This window comes from Devosia sp. P1_H9, from assembly GCF_056405135.1.
In genome coordinates, this window is record NZ_JBFUCQ010000004.1 from 80651 (window position 1) to 95271 (window position 14621).

Here is a 14621-nt window from a genome sequence, read left to right on the forward strand (position 1 = left end):
CGTCTATCCTCCGAGAAGGCCGGGCGGGCCTGCGCGCTAGCGCATACCGTCCGGCCTCTGGTCAGGCGCCTAGAGGCCGCGGGCCGCCTTCCAGGCGTCCATGTCGGCTTGGATGGAGGCGCGCGCGTCTTCGTAGCCGGCGTCCATCAGCTTCTGGCGCATCTCGGCGACAGCCGCGGCGGGATCGTCGAACTTGCCGTATTGCAGCTGCGGGATGTACTCGGAGAGCACACCGGCCATCGCCGCGAGCGTCGGATCGATGTTCTGCTTGTTGATGAGCAGCGTCGAATACGGGTAGTCCTTCGCTGTGGCGGCAAGTTCAGCAATGATAGCGTCCTTGTTAGGCGCCTGCGTGGCCAGCTTCGGCTCGAATTCGTCCGTGCGGCCCCACCAATAGTCGGTGCCGAGAGCCATCGTCGAGGAGTCCCAGTCCGCCGGGCGTTCCAGCACACCGTCGGCGTTGATGGTGTAGTCGACCCCCTCGATGCCGTAGTTGAACAGCATGTAGATCTCTTTGTCGTTGCGGATCAGGTCATAGACCTGAAGAGCCTTCTCCGGGTTCTTGGAGTACGCACTGACCGCCATGGCGCCGTGCGTGAAGATGTCCTTGAAGAAGTTGCCGTTCTCCTTGCCCCAGTAGAAGAATTTCGGGTCGGAGCCAGGCTGCTTGGTGTTCATGTTGTAGACGATGTCGTTGACGAACGTCTGCGTGTGGTGCTGGTCGGCGCCCGAGAGGCCGGCATAAAAGAGCTCACGCGGCTCGCCATCGAAGTTCAACGCGTCCTCGCGCCAGACGCCGATCTCGTTCCACTTCTTGGCGATGTTGGCCGCTTCGATCAGGGCGTCGCCCTCCATGTACCATGAGGTGACAGTGTAGGGGTCCGACGCCTTGGTGTGGAACGGGGCGTAATTGCCGGCGCTGATTCCCTGGAGGGTCTGGAAGTCGGTGTGGCCCTGGATGTAGCCGGTCAGGGCCGCCTCGTTGGCGCGCGCGACGTCCCACGGATAGGCGTCGGGCTTGTTGGCCTTCACCCACTCGAAATACTTGGTGAAGTCCTCGAACTTGGTGATCTCGCCGTTCTCGAAGCCGGCTTCCTTGGCCCAGTCGCCGCGGTAGAAGAAACCGTGGTTGGTGTACTGGGTATAGTTGTCCTCGGGCATGAAGTAGATGTTGCCGTCGGCGAGCTTGGTGAGGTCCCAGTGGCCATCGGCGTCGACCTGTGCCCAGGTCTTGGGGGCATTGGCCTGGAGCATCTCGGGTGAAAGTGGCAGGAACGCGCCCTTCTCCGAATTCTCCCACGCATAGAGCCAGTCGGTCGCGGTGCCGATGAGGTCGACATTGTCGTCGCCCGAGAGCAGCTGCACGTTGTACTGCGTCTGCCAGTCGGCCCATTCGACGAAGAACATGTCGAGCTTGGCGTTGGCCTTCTTCACCAGCAGCTCGTTGAGCTTTTCGAGCATCGCCTCCATGCGGCCGTTGGTGGGCTTGTTACCCATGGTCAGCATGGTGATTTCGGTGGGCGCATCCTGGGCAAGCACGCTCGCCGTCAGCGCCGGCGCGCAGATGCCGAGGGCCAGCAGCGCCGCCCCGACCCGTACGACATTCCTTCTTTTCATTTCAGGCTCCTCCTCTGAATTCGTTGCTTTGCGTCTTTCGCGGTCAGTTCCCTCGGCCGCGTAACTTGGTCAGGCGGTCATCCCTTCACTGCGCCGATGGTGATGCCGCTGACGAAGTATTTCTGGATGAAGGGGTAGAGCAGCAGGATCGGGCCGATGGCCACGACGGCGCTCGCCATCTTCAGGGTGTTGCTGGGCAGGTCGGTGACACTGACATTGGAGCCGGCCACCGAGTTCTTCAGTGCGTTGGCCGTGTTGATGACGTTGTAGAGGTGGTACTGCAGCGGTTTGAACTCGACCGTGCTGCCCAGATAGAGCGACGACAGGTACCACTCGTTCCAGTAGCTGAGCGCGAGGAAGAGGCCGATCGTCGCCAGCGCCGGCTTCATCATCGGCAGGCACAACTGCGCGAAAATCCGGAAATCGCCGGCGCCGTCGACCTTGCCGGATTCGATGATCTCGTAGGGCACGGTTCGCATGAAGCTCTTCATCAGGATGATGAGCCAGGGGCTCATCAGCAGCTGCAGGAAGACCGCGAGGTAGTTGCCACGGAGGCCGAGATCGCGCGCGATCCACAGGAAGGTCGGCGCAAGGCCGGCCGAGAACAGCGTCGTGAAGTAGATGAAGAACGAGATGTGGTTGCGGAAGGGGAAGTCCTTCCGGTTGAGCGCGTATCCCGTCATCGCGATGACGAAGAGGCCGATCGCCGTGCCGAACACGGTCATCGTGATGGTGACGACATACGAGCCGATGATCTGCCGGGGCGCCTTGAAGATCCACTCGTAGGCCGCGAAGGTGAAGTCCTTCGGCAACAGGCCGAAGCCGGTCTTCATGATCGTCGACTCGGTCGAGAACGAGGCCGAAACGATCAGGACGAATGGCACGAGGCAGAACAGCGCGAACAGTGTGATCGTGACGTAGGAGATCGTCTGGAGCACGTAGTCGCTACTGTCGAGCTTGATCGCCCGAGGTTTCGCCGGCCCGATACCGACGCCCTCTGACCCCACGATGATGCTGTCGTTGCTGGCTTGATCGGTCATCAGAACAGCGCGTAGTCCTTGTTGATCCTGCGCACGATCCAGTTCGCGGTCATGACGAGAGCGAAACCGAACAGCGACTGGTAGAGGCCGACGGCCGTGGACGTGGTGAAGTTGTTCTGCGACAGCACCATCCGGTAGACCGAGGTCTCGATGATGTCGGTCATCTTGAACAGCGAGGCGTTGTTGCCGATCAGGTTCCAGAACAGCCCGAAATTGCCGTGCATGATGCTGCCCAGCGAGAACAGCACCAGGATGATGAAGGTCGGCTTGAGGCTCGGCAGCGTCACGTAGCGGATGCGCTGCCAGGCGGAGGCGCCGTCGACCGTGGCCGCCTCGTAGAGGCTTCGGTCGATGCCCATGATCGCTGCGAAGTAGACGATCGAGCCGTAGCCGGTCGACTGCCACAGGTGCACCATGATGATGATGAGCGGCCACGCGCCAGCGACGCTGTAGATCTTGATCGGGTCGCCGCCCGTCTGCTTGATCAGGGCGTTCAGCGCGCCGGTGTCGTAGTTGAGGAGGTTGAAGGCAATGACGCCGACGAGCACGGCCGAGATGAAGAACGGCAGGAACATCGCCGCCTGGCTGATCTTCTTGAAGAAGGTCGACCGGATCTCGTTGAGCATGATCGCGATGGCGATCTGCAGGATGTTGCCGAACACGATGAAGGCGAGGTTGTAGAGGATCGTGTTCCGCGTCAGCATCCAGAGCTGCCCGGATTTGATGAGGAATTCGAAGTTCTTGAACCCGACGAACGGGCTGCCGAAGATCCCGTCGCGGTAGTTGAAGTTCGTGAATGCGATCCACGCTCCGGGGAGCGGGCAGTAGTTGAAGATGACGAAGAATACGACCGCTGGAACGCACATGAGCAAGAGGATCTTGCTGTCTGCGAGTTGCCTTAGCAGGGACTTTCGCCGCAAGGGCGTATCCGTTCCCGACATCTTCCCCCTCTCTGCCGCCAGTGCGGCGTCCTTCAGGACGCACTGCCACTGGGGCTAGGACTGACCGTCGATGCCAGCAGCGCTTCGGTGCGCCCGAAGCCAGCCGGCGAAGTCGACGACGTTATCGAAACGCCAGGATGGGCTCAGCGAAGAGCCAGCAACGCCAAGCGCCTCGGCCCATGCGGGGTCGAAAAATGCATCATGATGTCCTCCACACCGAGCGGCCTCTTCCCTCGCCGCTGAGACATTGTTAGCGGCGGCAGGTGCGGTGCGCAAGTTTTCAGTAAATATTTAGTTCGGTGTCAGGAAGGCAGGGCCCGGGTGCTGCCGCGCCAGCGCAAACTGGTGGCGAGCGTGACGCGCTTGGGCAGCTCGCGCCCACCTATCCGCTCGAGCAGGAGCTCGACCGCGCTCTCGCCAATCTCCTCGGCGGGGAGGTGCACGGTGGTGAGCGGCGGGCTCATGAACTGGGCGACCGAGATGTCGTTGAAGCTGGCGACTGCAATGTCGTCGGGAATGCTGAGGCCCATCTCGTGGATGGCACGGTAGGCGCCAACCGCCATGTTGTCGTTGGCGGTGATGAGCGCGTCCGGCCGGTCCCTCTCCGACAGAATCTTGCGCGTCAGCTCGTAGCCGCTCTCTTCCGTCTTGCTCCCGGTCATACAGATGCGCTCGTCGAAGACGCCGGCTTCCTTTGCCCACTGCATGTAGGCGCGACACCGCCGCTCCGGCTGAGTGGGCGCAAGGCCGTCGTAGACATCGACCCACCCGGCGAACGCGATTCTGCGGTATCCTGCCCGCGACAACGATTGCAGGAGCTTCCTGGTCGCGAGCATCAGGTCCGATTCGACGGAATCGAATTCGTCGGTCGGTGGGCTGAAATCGGCAAAGACCAGATTGCGGTTGTGCTGTCTAAGCCAGGCAATCTCGCTCTCGTCGTGCCGGCCGATGGCAATGATCCCGGAGGCACCCCGCAGCAGCGAGGCCTCCGGCAGCCTGTCGGTGTGATAGACCTTGATGGTCTCGATCTTGAGGGCGTGGCAGCGGCTCTCGATCCCCAGGCGCAGCCCGACATAGTAGGGATCGACAAGCTCCTGCTCGGGCCTGAGGTAGTGCACCAGAGCGACTTTGCTTAGCCCCTGCTGATAGGCGCGATTGCGCGCCCGGGGCGTCTCATATTTCATCGCCTCGGCGGTTTCGATGATCGCCTGCCTCGTCTTGGCAGTCACCGAAAGCGTCTGGTCGAAATTGAGCACGCGCGACACCGTCGCCGACGAGACGCCCACGGCCTTCGCGATTTCCTTGAGCGTGACCACGACTGCTCCGCACCAACACAGAGTCTTGCTTAGGCAAGAAGAGCGGGCCTAGGCAAGCGGCAAAGAACAAGAAGGTCAGCGGGCGGGACCCTGTCCGGAAGGCGACGCAGCGGCACGGAAGCTGCTTGGACTCTGCTTCGTCCGCGCCTTGAAGCGCTGGGAAAAATAGAACTGGCTATCGAAACCGACGGTGTCGGCGATCTGCTTGACGCTGAATCCGGTCCTCTGCAGCAGTTCGATCGCGCGCTGCATCCGGAGAGCTTCGAGGTACTGCTGCGGTGTCTGGCCGGTTTGCTCGCGAAACAGGTGCGCAAGCCGTGAAGCAGAGAGGCCGACCGCGCGGGCGATATCGGCGAGCGTGGTCTTCCGGCCCAGGTTGCGTTCAAGGAAGTCCATCGCCCGGCGGATGCGATCGTCATAGCCGGTGGTGGCGGCCAGCGGGTTCTGGCGGTCGCACTCGAGGAGCAAGGCCTCGAGTGCATTCATGGCGAAGGCCTCGCGTCGCCGGAGATCGCCGGTGAAAAGGCGGTGGACCTCGCTGAAGCGGTCCATCGTGCTGCCGTCGCGAATAGCGAGCTTCATGAGACCCGGCGCGACCGCCGGCCAGTTGAGCCATGGCAGCCAGTGCGCACGCGGCTGGAAATGGGCCCAGAGCAGCTCCCACTGCTTCAACGAAGCTTCGACGCCATAGTCATGCGGTGTGCCGGGGCGGATGAGCACCCAATCCCCCGCTTCGACGACAAGCTCGCCCTCGGCATGGCCGAAGCGGCCCTTGCCGCCGACTGTAGCGATGAGCAGCCAGTCGCCGACACCATCACGGCGGACGATGCGATAGCCCGATCCTTCATGGAAGTGTCCGGTCAGGAGTTCGAGAACGGATGACGGACGTGATGCTTCGATCCTTGTCATAGCAGGATATTATATGCCTTGGACACGATGTTCCATGGGCAAGCGGCCTGATGGCGCTATCCTTGCTGGCACATCAGGGAGAGGTCAGCATGAACACGATGCAGCTTTCGAACGCTCAACGCGCCCAGTTTGAACGCGACGGTTTCCTCGCGATGCGCGGCCTGTTCAGCGCGGGCGAGATCGACGAAATCCGCGAGACGTTCATGCAGACCGCCAAGGATGGGCCGGTGGCCGGTCTCTCCGATACGCCGAAGGCGCGCGACGGGGCGCCGCCTCTGTCGAGCGATCCACTCGCGTTCTATCCGCGGATGATGCATCCGCATAAGCATCTGGATAAGCCGGTCGGGCCGCTGGCGACGCGCTACATGCGTGACGCGCGGTTGCGACCAATACTCGCGGAGCTGTTCGGCGAGGAGCCGTTCGCCTGCCAGTCGATGTTCTACTTCAAGCCACCGGGAGCGCGCGGGCAGGATCTGCACCAGGACAACTTCTATCTCCGCGTGAAGCCGGGAACCTGCATGGCCGCCTGGGTCGCCGTCGACGACGCGGACGAAGGCAATGGCGGCATGATGTGCGTGCCGCAAACCGCGACACTCGACATCGCCTGCCCCGAGAGAGCCGATCCCGCGCTTTTCTTCACGGCCGAGCATGTCGAGCCGCCGCCGGGGCTCGAACCTCGGATGATGCGGCTCAAGGCCGGAGATGTGCTGTTCTTCAACGGCAGTGTCATCCACGGATCGACGCCAAACACCAGCGCCGATCGCTTCCGCCGCTCGCTCATCTTTCACTACATCCCGGCCAGCACGGTGGAGATGAGCCACTATTACGAGGCGCTGAGCTTTGACGGCGAGAGGCAGGAGATTGCGGTCAATATGGACGGCGGCCCGTGTGGCACAACGCAGGACCTCCCGGCTGGCCCGCACTGATTGATGTCAATGGCGCCCACGACAGGGGGCGCCACTAACTGGGTCGTCAAGGACGCATCAGAACGATCCGAACAGGGCCTTCTGCGCCAGGCGCAACGCGGTGATCGCGTCGTGGTTGTCCTGGGCCTTGCGCAAGGCCGTCAGGTCGAGGGCATCGAGGCCCCGGTCGACGGCCTTGAGGAAGTCGATCGCGTGGTCGGCGGTCGCTACGCTGTCCTCGCGGAAGGGGAACTGGTCGAGCTGCCAGACGCCGTCCCACTTGTTCTTGCGCAGCACGTGGAAGAACTCGAACAGCTCGATCGGATGGAGGCTGCCGGCGACGAGGTCATCGTCCCAGGAGCGGTAATTGTCGTTCACGTCCATGCCGAACAGCCGGCCGTAGTCGATGGCCATTTGCGCGGAGTCGGCGGCCGACTCGCCGCCGAAGATGGCGTGGCCGAAATCGAGCAGGATGCCGACATTCGGCAGGCCGATCTTCTCGATGCCGAGCAGGGTGCGCGCAAGCGAGTCGAAGCTCATGTGCACACGCGGTTCGCGCGGCTTGTACTCGATGACGAATTTCAGGTCCGGGTTCTCGCTGGCCAGCCGGCCGACGCCGTCGAGCGAGTTCTTCCAAAGCGTGCCGTGATCGACCTGGAACGGATAGTCCCAGCCGTCCTGGCCCGGCCATAGCTTGACGTAGTCCGCCTTGAAGTCCCGGACCACCTGGGCTGCTTCGGTGATGAGTTCATGTGCCCGCTGGCGAACGCCGGGATCCGGGTTGGTGAAGGCGCCCTTGGCGAACTCGCGGGTGTAGATCTCCGGGGTGATGCCGATGACGCTGAGCTTGTTGCGCTCGAGCGCCGCCTTGACCTGGTCGTTGCTGAACTCGCCGCCGAAGAACGGGTAGTTGATGTCGACGACGCTGAGGTCGCGCACCTTGCCGGCGAGATCGATCGCGTCGATGACGCTGCGCGGCACGCCATAGCCATCGGTGGCGTAGCGATCGACATAGGTCGCGAAGTGCCAGATGCCGGCTCCGAAGCGCAGCTTGCTCATGAGGTCTTCTCCCTTTTGCTTTGGCCGGCCTATGTGAGCCGACGCTTGATTTCAGTTTCCGGTGGCACGGTCCGATTGCAGGACCCGGCCGACACCGGCGAGCCAGGCGCCCGTCAGCGCGGCCCGATCTGCGTCGGACATGGCCGGCTTGAACTCGCGCTGCTGTGTCGTGGGGCGCGCCGAGTTGCGGCCGAGGCCGGCCGCGGCAAGCATGGCGGCACCGGCGGCGCTGACTTCCGGCAGGTTGCCGCGCAGAACCGGGCGATCGATGAGATCGGCCTGGAACTGCATCAGCATGTCGTTGCGCGCCGCGCCGCCGTCAGCCGAGAGGCGCGTCAGACGCTGGCCGAGATCGGTCTCCATGGCAGAAAAGACATCGGCGACCTGGAAGGCGATCGATTCCACCGCGGCGCGGGCGAGGTGTGCGGGCGTGGTGCCGAGTGCGAGGCCCGAAACGATGCCGCGCGCCTCCGGCTCCCAGTACGGCGCGCCGAGCCCGACCAGCGCTGGCACGAAGACGACGCCGTTGCTGTTGGGCACCGTGGCCGCGAGTTCGGCGACCGCTGCCGGATCGACAATGCCGAGCAGGCTGCCCATGAAGGCTACCGCCTGCCCCGATACCGAGATGTTGCCCTCAAGCGCATAGGCAACGCCGGCCGAGGTGCTCCAGGCGATGGTCGAGGAGAGACCGCTGCGGCTGGCGATGCGGCCGGTGGTGAGGGTCATCAGCGATGAGCCGGTGCCGTATGTGGCTTTCACCGTACCTGGTTCGCGCACGCCGTGGCCGTAAAGCGCGGCATGGGAATCGCCAACCATGGCATGAACAGGCGTGCCGGCTGTGAGGGCCGAGACGCCGGCCGCCACAGTGCCGAAGGCGCTGTCGGATGGGCGGACCTTTGGCAGCAGCGCCAGCGGGACGTTGAAGATGCAGCCGAGTTCTGGGTCCCAGGCCAGCGCTTCGGTGTTGAACAGCTGCGTGCGCGAGGCGTTGGAATGGTCGGTGGCGTGCTCGCCGCCGGTGAGGTTCCACAGCAGCCAGGAATCGACGGTGCCGGCCCGCAGCTGGCCGGCTTCGGCGGCGTCGCGGGCGCCGGGGACATGGTCGAGGATCCAGGCGATCTTGGCGGCCGGGAACAGCGGATCGAGACCGAGGCCGGTCCGGTCCTCGATCAGGCGGGCATGGCCCGCTTCACGTATCGTGGCGCAGTACGGCGCCGAACGCCGGCATTGCCAGAGGATGGCGGGGGCGATCGGCGCGCCCGTCCTCGCGTCCCAGACGACGATGGTCTCGCGCTGGTTGGAAAGCGCCAGCGCATCCATATCCGGTCCGGTCGTTGCAACGACCTCGGCGATCACCGCGCGAACGCTGTTCCAGATGTCGATGGCAGATTGCTCAGCCCAGCCGGGTTGCGGATAAGCCACCGCCATCGGCACTGACGCGCTGGCGACGACCCGGCCTTCGGCATCGAAGGCCAGGGCCTTGGTGTTGGTCGTGCCCTGATCGATCGCGAGGATCAGGCCGTTGCTCATTTGCGCTGCAACACGTTGCGCGAGAGGACTTGGCGCGCGGCATCGGCGATGCCGGCGGCATTGAGGTTGAAATGCTCGAGCAGCCAGTCGGCCGAGCCGGTCGGCACGAAACCGGGAAAGCCGAGGATGCGCATCGGCACCGGCTGGTTAGTGGCGACGACCTCGGCGACCGCGCCGCCCAGCCCGCCGCGGACCGAGTGTTCCTCGACGGTGACGATGGCGCCGGTCTTCGCCGCCTCGAGGATGGTTGCCTCGTCGAGCGGATTGACCGTCGACATGTTGATCACCCGGGCTGCGATGCCCTCGGCCGCCAGCGCCTCGGCGGCCGCAAGGGCCCGGTGCACCATGACGCCGTTGGCGATGATCGCCACATCGCCGCCGGCCCGCAGCACTTCGGCCTTGCCGATCTCGAAATGCGGTTTCTGGCGCGGCAGCGCCGGCACGGGCATGCGGCTGACGCGGATGAACACCGGACCATCCAGCGAGGCCGCGGCGCGGATCGCCTGCTCGGTCTCCCATGGATCGGAGGGGACGATGAGCGTCAGGTTGTTGAGCAGCCGCAGCCAGGCCATGTCCTCGATGGAATGGTGGGTCGGGCCGAGCTCGCCATAGGCGACGCCGCTCGACTGACCGATCAGCTTAACGTTGACGTTCGAATAGGCGATGTCGGCCTTGATCTGCTCCATGGCGCGGGCCGTGAGAAAGCACGAGGCCGCGGAGACGAACGGGATCTTGCCGCCATTGGCGAGGCCGGCGCCGACCGCGACCACGGTCTGCTCGGCAATGCCGACATTGACCATGCGGGTGGGCCAGCGCTTGCCGAAATTGACCAGCTTGCTCGACCCGACGCTATCGCTGACCACGGTGACGATGCGGGGGTCGGCTTCAGCCAACGCCTCAACGGTCTTCGAAAAGGTGTCGCGGCAGTCGTGCCAGCCGCTCGGGATGGGGGCAGCAGCACTCATCAGGCGAGTTCCCGCATGGCTTGTTCGTACTGTTCCTTGTTGGGCACGCCGTGGTGCCAGGCGACGTTGTCGTGCATGAAGCTGACGCCCTTGCCCTTGAAAGTGTTGGCGATGACGCAGAGCGGCTTGCCGCGCCCCTTGGGTGAGGCGCTCAGCGTATCGTAGAGGGCACGGTGGTCGTGGCCGTCGACCACCTCCACGTGCCAGCCGAAGGCGCGCCACTTGTCGTCGAGCGGGTCAAGGGTGGCGGTGTCCTCGGTGCGCGCGCCCTGCTGCAGGCGGTTGCGATCGATGATCAGCGTGAGGTTCTCGAGCTTCCGGTGCCCCGCCGTCAGGCCGGCCTCCCAGTTGCTACCTTCCTGCAGCTCGCCGTCGCCGGTGAGGACGAAGGTGCGGAAGTCGGCGCCGTCGATCTGCCCCGCAATGGCGATGCCGGCCGCCACCGGCAGGCCGTGCCCGAGTGGGCCGGTATTGGTTTCGACCCCGGGCAGGTAGTTGCGGTTGGGGTGGCCGTTGAGCTTCGACAGCGGCTCCATGTAGGTCGAGAGGTCGGCCTCGGGGAAAAAGCCCGCCGCGGCGAGCACCGAGTAGAAGGCGCCGGTGCAGTGGCCTTTGCTCATGACGAAACGGTCGCGGCCTGGGTCGCGCGGGTTGCGCGGATCGTGGCGCAGGACGCCGAAGTAGAGCGTCGCGAGGATGTCGGCAGCGCTGAAATCGCCCCCGGGGTGCCCCATTTGGGCTTCGTAGACCATCTGGAAACTGCGCCGGCGAATCCACAGCGCTTTGTCGGCAATGCGTGCGACGGGGTCGTTTGCCAGACCGGCAGACACGGCGGATGTCACGTTTATCTCCTCAACGCGGCAGAATGTGAAGTTGCCGCTTCCTCCTGCCTCTTGGAGCGACAACTAACCGATTGTTTGCCACTCGTCACTATCGAAAATTTGCGAATGGTTTCGTTTGGCATATACTCGATGCCATTCGAGGTGGAAAGCTGGAGGTTCCGGTTGCGGGAAAGTCCGGCGCCACGGTAGTTTCCACCCCAGCAGACACATTTGCATTTTGCAGGCGCTGAGCATGAACGAGCAGAAATCCATCCGGCGGGCGGACCGCAAAGGCGGCAGCGCCCCGGAGGCGAGCGGTACGCTCAGCGGGCTGCTGGCCGAGCCGCGGCGGCGCAAGATTCTCGAGTGGCTGCAGGAAGAGGGCAGCGCCCGCGTGCGCGACCTGTCGGGCGCCTTCGAGGTCAGCGAGGCGACGATCCGGCAGGATCTCGAGCGGCTCGAGGCCGATGGCTACATCTCGCGCGAGCACGGCGGCGCGTATCTCAAGACCCTGCCTCGGCAGGTCGAGACGCTGTCGCTGCAACACCTTGAGAACATGGACAAAAAGCGCAAGATCGGGGTGCGCGCTGCGGCCCTGGTCGGCCATGGCGAGACGATCATCCTCGACGCCGGCTCGACGACGACCGAGGTCGCACATGGGCTGCTGAACCGGCAGGAGCTGACCGTCATTACCAACGCGCTGAACATCGCGCTGATCCTGGGCGCGGTGCCCGGATTTGCGGTGCATATGCCGGGTGGCCAGTTCAAGGCGCCGACCCTGTCGCTGAGCGGCGACAAGTCGGTCGAGTACTTCCGCGATATCCTGGCCGGAAAGCTGTTCCTTGCCACCGCCGGGGTGTCACTCGAGGCGGGGCTCACCTACCCCAGCTTTGCCGACCTGCAGCTCAAGCAGGCGATGATCAAGGCAGCTCAGCACGTCTACCTGGTTGCGGATTCGACCAAGATCAACCGCACTTCGTTCACGCGTCTTGGCACTTTGGACGTGATTCACTCGTTTATTACCGATGACGGCATCCGCGACGAAGACGCCCGTGAGTTCGAGCGCCGCGGCATCGAACTGATCGTCGCGCGCTAAATCACACAGCAACTACAATAACCTGAAGACAACCGGCCTACTCGGTCGTGTCGCCGGATATCGGCTGCGTGTGCACTTGCCGCGGCCGAAACCGCTACATTTCGCGCTGCTTGCGATCAATCGGCATTGACTCACGCCTCATACGTTCGTAATCCTCAGAAATCGCAAGCAAAGCGAAACAGACAAAACTCGTCTGGTTGCGATGTGCGCTCTTGCGCATGGGGAGTGGGTGGAGAGCCCTCCGATTTCGGCGGCGTCCGCCGGCCGGCGACAGCTGGCCGATCGGCTGCGGCTGTGCGGTGGCGACCATCAAGAGGTTCAATCCGGGCGTGCGAGCCGAAGCCGGCGGTGCTCCGGGACAATGAGGAGGACACGGACAATGGTACGGCTTGGCCGATACGTGCTGGCCCCGCTTGCGGGCCTGCTGCTGGCAGGCGCCAGCTACGCGCAGGAAATGACCGATGTGGGCACGCCCCGCAACGAGACGCTGATCGTACAGACCTTCGATGGCAAATCCGCCAACCCGGATGCACAGAACCCGCTGAACCAGTATGCGATTTGGCGCGGCTTCCGCGAGCTGGGCTGGAGCTTCCTGTGGGAAATGGACACCGCCAAGGGCGAGTCCTACCCAGAACTCGCAGCGGGCCCGGTGGAGGTGCTCAACCCCGAGCACACCAAGTTCCGCATCAAGATCCGCCCCGGCGTGTTCTGGAGCGACGGCGTCGAGTTCACCGTCGATGACCTGATCTACACGCTCGATACGTCCTTCAAATACAAGGACAAACTGACCTTCGTCGCCCGCACGGTGAACTACGTAAAGCCGGCGAGCTGGACCAAGGTCGACAACTACACGATGGACATCGAGACGGTGAGCCCCGCCTACGATTTCCAGACGGTGCTGGGCGTCTACACCTGGGGCTCCCTGTTCGTGCCCGTTCCCAAGCACATCTTCGAAGCGCAGGGCGACAATGTCGTCACCTTCAAGAACACCAACGCCGTGACGCTTGGGCCCTACAAGATCAAGGAGTTCGACCCCAACGGCTTCTGGCAGCTGTGGGAGTTGCGTGACGACTGGCAGCGTTCGGGCTGGGGGAACCTGGGCACGCCGAAGCCGAAATACGTGCTCTACAAGGACTTCGGCGCCGAAGAGACGCGCACGCTGGCATTCGTCCAGAACCAGTACGACGTCGACACGTTCATGAGCCCGGACTCGATTGCTGCCGCCAAGGCGCGCAACCCGGCCATCGAGACGTTCTCGCCGACGCTGCCCTACCACGACATGAACGACGCCTGTGCCTACGGCGTCTACTTCAACCAGCAGAAGTCGCCGTACGACCTGCCGGAAGTGCGCTGGGCACTGGCGCTGACGGTCAACCTGCAGCAGGTGGGCATCAGCGCGGTGAGCGGGCAGTTCAAGGCCGCGGCCCTGCCGTTCGCCGACACGCCGATCACCGACCCCGTCTACTACCAGCCGATGCTGGACTTCCTCAACGGGCTGACGCTTTCGGATGGCTACAAGCCGTTCGACGCGGGCTTCGGCGACGGCATGGTGGCGGCGCTCAAGGCGCAGGGCACGCCCGAGGCCGAGCTGCCGACCGGCGATGCGGTCAAGCAGGGCTTCGGCCAGGGCTGGTGGAAATACGACCCGGCGGAAGCCGAGAAGCTGCTGGGTTCGGTCGGGATCAAGAAGGGTGCCGACGGCTTCTACACCAAGCCGGACGGTTCGCCGTGGACGCTCGACTTCGTCATCCCGGCGGACTGGAACAAGGTGATGCAGCGCACCGGCTTCTCGATCGCCGACAGCTGGAAGAAGGCCGGGTTCAACGTCACGGCACGCCAGGCCGACAATGGCGAGTTCACCACGGTGCAGAACACCAATGCCAAGCTCGACCTGATGGTCAACTGGAACATGACCTGCACCTACAACTCCAACTGGTTCAACAGCTGGAACTCGTTCAGCGACACCTTCGTCAAGCCGGCCGACTCCAATGAGCCACTGCAGGGCAACTACGTCCGCGTCACCGACCCGGAGATTTTCAAGCTCGTGCAGGACAGCAAGGTGCTGGAGATCGGCTCGGAGCCGTTCGTCGCGAACGGCCGCTCGATTGCCGAGAAGCTGACCAGCGGGATGCAGTTCATCAACCTGATGAACATCCCGACGACGATCCCGACCAACTCGACCTACTGGAAGAACTACCCCAAGCAGGCGAACTTCTACGCCGCGCCCTATACCTGGTGGTCCTCGTTCAAGAAGACGATCGTCAACATCGAACCGACCGGCAAGTAGTCGCCGGTCGATGGTGGGGCGGCAACCTCCCGGCCGCCCCATCCCCTTTCGTTTGTTTGCGCTTGCTGCGCTGAAAATCGATGCAAAGACCGGTACGAGTCCAGCACTCTTCCAGGTCAAGCAGTGGAAAGTTGG

At 63.6% G+C, this 14621-nt stretch carries 12 protein-coding genes; 3 read left to right on the plus strand and 9 right to left on the minus strand.

Going from position 1 to position 14621, the window contains the following annotated elements; all coding sequences use genetic code 11:
- Nucleotides 1–69: 69 nt before the first annotated feature.
- The 5 genes from AC1DYL_RS08850 to AC1DYL_RS08870 all read right to left on the minus strand — a co-directional run bounded on the left by AC1DYL_RS08850 (nucleotide 70) and on the right by AC1DYL_RS08870 (nucleotide 5823).
- Nucleotides 70–1617 (minus strand): DUF3502 domain-containing protein, encoded by a 1548-nt coding sequence (locus AC1DYL_RS08850; protein ID WP_477172859.1) that lies wholly within the window; start codon nucleotides 1615–1617, stop codon nucleotides 70–72.
- Between the two features lie 77 nt (nucleotides 1618–1694).
- Nucleotides 1695–2657: a carbohydrate ABC transporter permease gene (locus tag AC1DYL_RS08855; protein ID WP_477148121.1), complete on the minus strand. Its 963-nt coding sequence runs from the start codon at nucleotides 2655–2657 to the stop codon at nucleotides 1695–1697.
- The gene (locus AC1DYL_RS08860; protein ID WP_477156317.1) at nucleotides 2657–3523 is read right to left on the minus strand and encodes an ABC transporter permease; all 867 of its coding nucleotides are present in this window, start codon (nucleotides 3521–3523) and stop codon (nucleotides 2657–2659) included. The genes AC1DYL_RS08855 and AC1DYL_RS08860 overlap by 1 nt, the downstream gene beginning before the upstream one ends.
- Before the next feature lie 377 nt (nucleotides 3524–3900).
- The gene (locus tag AC1DYL_RS08865) at nucleotides 3901–4914 is read right to left on the minus strand and encodes a LacI family DNA-binding transcriptional regulator (protein WP_477148123.1); all 1014 of its coding nucleotides are present in this window, start codon (nucleotides 4912–4914) and stop codon (nucleotides 3901–3903) included.
- A gap of 75 nt (nucleotides 4915–4989) precedes the next feature.
- A complete protein-coding gene (locus AC1DYL_RS08870; protein ID WP_477172860.1) occupies nucleotides 4990–5823 on the minus strand; it encodes an AraC family transcriptional regulator in 834 nt (277 codons plus the stop codon).
- A gap of 89 nt (nucleotides 5824–5912) precedes the next feature.
- Between AC1DYL_RS08870 and AC1DYL_RS08875 the strand changes: the two genes are divergently transcribed.
- Nucleotides 5913–6749, plus strand: coding sequence for a phytanoyl-CoA dioxygenase family protein (locus AC1DYL_RS08875; protein WP_477172861.1), 837 nt, complete (start codon nucleotides 5913–5915; stop codon nucleotides 6747–6749).
- 57 nt (nucleotides 6750–6806) lie between these two features.
- On the opposite strand, the gene AC1DYL_RS08880 is transcribed toward AC1DYL_RS08875, so the two are convergent.
- Genes AC1DYL_RS08880 through AC1DYL_RS08895 form a run of 4 tightly spaced genes read right to left on the minus strand, consistent with a single transcriptional unit; the run spans nucleotide 6807 to nucleotide 11034 of the window.
- Nucleotides 6807–7787 (minus strand): TIM barrel protein, encoded by a 981-nt coding sequence (locus tag AC1DYL_RS08880; protein WP_477172862.1) that lies wholly within the window; start codon nucleotides 7785–7787, stop codon nucleotides 6807–6809.
- 51 nt (nucleotides 7788–7838) lie between these two features.
- Complete coding sequence (locus tag AC1DYL_RS08885; protein WP_477172863.1) at nucleotides 7839–9317, minus strand: FGGY family carbohydrate kinase; 1479 nt, start codon at nucleotides 9315–9317, stop codon at nucleotides 7839–7841.
- The gene (locus AC1DYL_RS08890) at nucleotides 9314–10282 is read right to left on the minus strand and encodes a transketolase family protein (RefSeq protein WP_477172864.1); all 969 of its coding nucleotides are present in this window, start codon (nucleotides 10280–10282) and stop codon (nucleotides 9314–9316) included. Before AC1DYL_RS08890 ends, AC1DYL_RS08885 begins: the two co-directional genes overlap by 4 nt.
- The gene (locus tag AC1DYL_RS08895; protein WP_477173118.1) at nucleotides 10282–11034 is read right to left on the minus strand and encodes a transketolase; all 753 of its coding nucleotides are present in this window, start codon (nucleotides 11032–11034) and stop codon (nucleotides 10282–10284) included. Before AC1DYL_RS08895 ends, AC1DYL_RS08890 begins: the two co-directional genes overlap by 1 nt.
- Before the next feature lie 322 nt (nucleotides 11035–11356).
- On the opposite strand from AC1DYL_RS08895, the gene AC1DYL_RS08900 reads away from it, so the two are divergent.
- Complete coding sequence (locus tag AC1DYL_RS08900) at nucleotides 11357–12199, plus strand: DeoR/GlpR family DNA-binding transcription regulator (RefSeq protein WP_477172865.1); 843 nt, start codon at nucleotides 11357–11359, stop codon at nucleotides 12197–12199.
- Between the two features lie 379 nt (nucleotides 12200–12578).
- On the plus strand, nucleotides 12579–14486 hold the full coding sequence (locus tag AC1DYL_RS08905) for an ABC transporter substrate-binding protein (protein ID WP_477148130.1): 1908 nt from the start codon (nucleotides 12579–12581) through the stop codon (nucleotides 14484–14486).
- The last annotated feature ends 135 nt before the right edge of the window (nucleotides 14487–14621 follow it).